Origin of the sequence: Aquabacterium sp. UBA2148, assembly GCF_002328915.1 — a bacterium.
Taxonomy (GTDB): Bacteria; Pseudomonadota; Gammaproteobacteria; order Burkholderiales; family Burkholderiaceae_C; genus Aquabacterium; species Aquabacterium parvum.
This window is the reverse complement of record NZ_DCXA01000311.1, coordinates 62,775-65,527: the sequence shown is the minus strand read 5'-3', so window position 1 is coordinate 65,527 and position 2,753 is coordinate 62,775. Positions and strand designations below refer to the sequence as shown.

At 67.3% G+C, this 2,753-nt stretch carries 1 protein-coding gene and 2 pseudogenes; all 3 read left to right on the top strand.

Annotation, left to right across the window (positions count from 1 at the left end; genetic code table 11):
* Positions 1 to 386 (top strand): annotated as a pseudogene (locus B2W70_RS17505) (GTP 3',8-cyclase MoaA); the annotation flags it as partial.
* Positions 387 to 444: 58 nt separating this feature from the next.
* Positions 445 to 2,487, top strand: coding sequence for a type IV pili methyl-accepting chemotaxis transducer N-terminal domain-containing protein (locus tag B2W70_RS17500; RefSeq protein WP_286747754.1), 2,043 nt, complete (start codon positions 445 to 447; stop codon positions 2,485 to 2,487).
* Between the two features lie 20 nt (positions 2,488 to 2,507).
* Positions 2,508 to 2,753 (top strand): annotated as a pseudogene (locus B2W70_RS17495) (molybdopterin molybdenumtransferase MoeA); the annotation flags it as partial.

The following is a 2,753-nucleotide window of genomic DNA, read 5'->3' as shown; positions in this document are numbered from 1 at the left end:
GGGCCGCGCCGACGTGTGATCTCACCCGTTACACCGAGGCCCTGGCGCAACGCCGAGGCTTGCTGCCCCAGGTGCTTGGCCGTGGCGCTGGTCCTGCCCGCTACTGGCGCCACCCGGCCAGCGGCATGAGCCTGGGCGTCATCACGCCGATGAGCCAGCACTTTTGCGAGGCCTGCAACCGCGTTCGCCTGGGCGTGGACGGCACCCTCTACCTCTGCCTGGGGCAGGACGATCAGGTGCCACTGGGCCGCCTGCTGCGCGATGGTGCCGATGACGATGCCTTGCGCGCGGCCATCCTGCGCGGCATCGCGGCCAAACCCGCGCGGCACGAATTCAACGAACGGCGTGAGAAGATCGTGCGGTCCATGGCCCAGACGGGCGGCTGAGCGCCGCGTCAGGGCCCCTCTCATGGATCGAGCAGGATCCGCTGGACGCCTTGCAACCATGCCCCAACCTCTTTCAGGCGCGACTTCGGGCGATCCCGTCGATGTCTCGGCGGCTTTCTTTTCCGAAGGCGCGCGGCGTCAGACCATCGCCTGGGCGCGCACGTCCAGCCTGACGCTGGCGCGCAAGCTGGCGGCTGTGGGTTGCGTCTTCCTGGCGGTGGCGTTGGCCACGATTGGCCTGTCGATGTGGGTGACGTGGCAGCTCGAAGGTGGCGCGGCAGCCATCAACGAAGCCGGTCGCATGCGCATGCGCTCCTACCAGTTGGCCCTGCACGCACGAGACCTGCGCGCAGGCCTCGATGGCGCGGCCGAAGCACGCATCGGCGATCGCATTGCCGAGCTGGATGCCAGCCTGACCCTGCTGTCGCGTGGCGACCCACAGCGCCCGCTTGCGGTGCCGGGCAGCGAGCCCGTGCAACGCAGCCTGCGTGCGGTCGAAGCCGATTGGCGTCAGTTGCGAGCGCAAGCGATGGCGCGGCAATCCGATCCCTCGCTGCCCGGGGCCCTCGACATCGAGCCCTTTGTCGGTCAGGTCGATGACCTCGTCTCCGAAATCGAACGCCGACTGGAAGCCCGCACCGTGGCCCTGCACACCTTTCAGGTGGTGATGATGGTGCTGGCGGTGATCAGCGCACTGGCCATTTTGTACGCCAGCCACGTGCTGGTGCTTGACCCAGTCGCCCGTTTGCGCAACGCCTTGCGCCGCGTCGAAGAGGGGGACTTCCAGGCCCGGGTGCGCCCCGGGGCCGACGATGAACTGGGCGAGCTGGCCGAAGGCTTCAACCGCATGACCGAACGCCTGCAGGCCCTGTACGGGGGCCTCGAAGCCAAGGTCAAAGAAAAAACCCGCAAGCTCGAGCTCGAGCAGTCGCGTCTGCGTGCGCTCTACGACGTCTCGACCTTCGTGGCGTCGGCCGAAAACCTCTCGGAGTTGGGCCAGGGTTTCGCAAGGCAGATGCGTGGCATCGCCCATGCCGATGCCGTGGCCATCCGCTGGTCCGACGAAGCCAACGACCGCTACATGCTGCTGGCCAGCGACAGCCTGCCGCAGATCCTGGCCCGCGAAGAACAGTGCGTGCTCACCGGCGACTGCTTCTGCGGTGAGCGCATGCGCGAAGGCGTGTCGCCTCGCATGCGTGTCATCCCCATCGTCGCCGAGCCGTCTTTTGGCGGGGGGCATGCCGATCACGCCCCTGTGCAGCGCCGTTGCGAAGCCGAGGGCTACACCACCTTGGTGACCCTGCCGCTGTTGCTGCAGCACCGACTGCTGGGCGAAATCGAGCTGTTCTACAGGGGCGAAGTGGCTTTTTCCGAAGAGGAGCGCAGCCTGTTCGAGGCGCTGGCCAGCCACCTGGCCGGGGCGATGGAGAGCCTGCGCATGGCGGCCCTGGCGCGCGAATCGGCCGTTGCCAGTGAGCGCCGGTTGCTGGCCCAGGAGCTGCACGACTCCATTGCACAATCGCTGGCCTTTTTGAAGATCCAGATGAGCCTGCTGCGCTCGGCCATGGCCCAGGGTGATCAGCCCGGCATCGATGCCGCCATGGCCGAACTCGACACTGGCGTGCGCGAGAGCTACAACGACGTGCGCGAACTGCTGCTGCACTTCCGTGTTCGCACCGACAGCGAACGCCTGGACCTGTCTCTGCGCGAAACGCTGGCCAAGTTCGAGCTGCAATCGGGCATGCGCTGGCAACTCGATTGCCAGGACGATGGTGTGCCCCTGCCGGCCGACATCCAGATCCAGGTGCTGCACATCGTGCAGGAAGCGCTCTCCAACGTGCGCAAGCACGCCCGAGCCACGCAGGTGCACGTGCAGGTCCGCGCCCACCCGATCTGGGAAATCCGCGTGCGCGACGACGGCCAGGGCTTCGAGCCGGGCAGCATCTCGCCCGATGGCACCCATGTGGGCCTGAGCATCATGCGCGAACGCGCCGAGCGCATCGGAGCCAAAGTGGTGGTGCAATCGGGGGTGGAGGGCACCGAGGTCTGCCTGCGCTTGCCGCCAGCCACCTCAGCGATCGTGCACCCTGCTGAAACCTGATCTGACCCAAGGAAAAGAACGTGGCCCAAGGCCCCCAACCCCTGATGTCGCTGGACGAGGCCTGGTCTCGCCTGGCCGATGCCCTGAACACCTGGCCGGCGGCAACCGGTCGCCAGACCTTGCCCACTGACCAGGCCCTCATGCGCGTGCTGGCCGAAGACGTCGTCTCTGACGTGGACGTGCCTCCGCACGACAACAGCGCCATGGACGGCTACGCCCTGCGCCTGAGCGACTGGCAACAGGCCGGTGGCGTGGGCGCGGCCCTG

What these genes read in the sequence shown, in the direction of transcription:
- B2W70_RS17500 (WP_286747754.1), top strand. Translation starts at nt 445, where the DNA reads ATGCCCCAACCTCTTTCAGGCGCGACTTCGGGCGATCCCGTCGATGTC.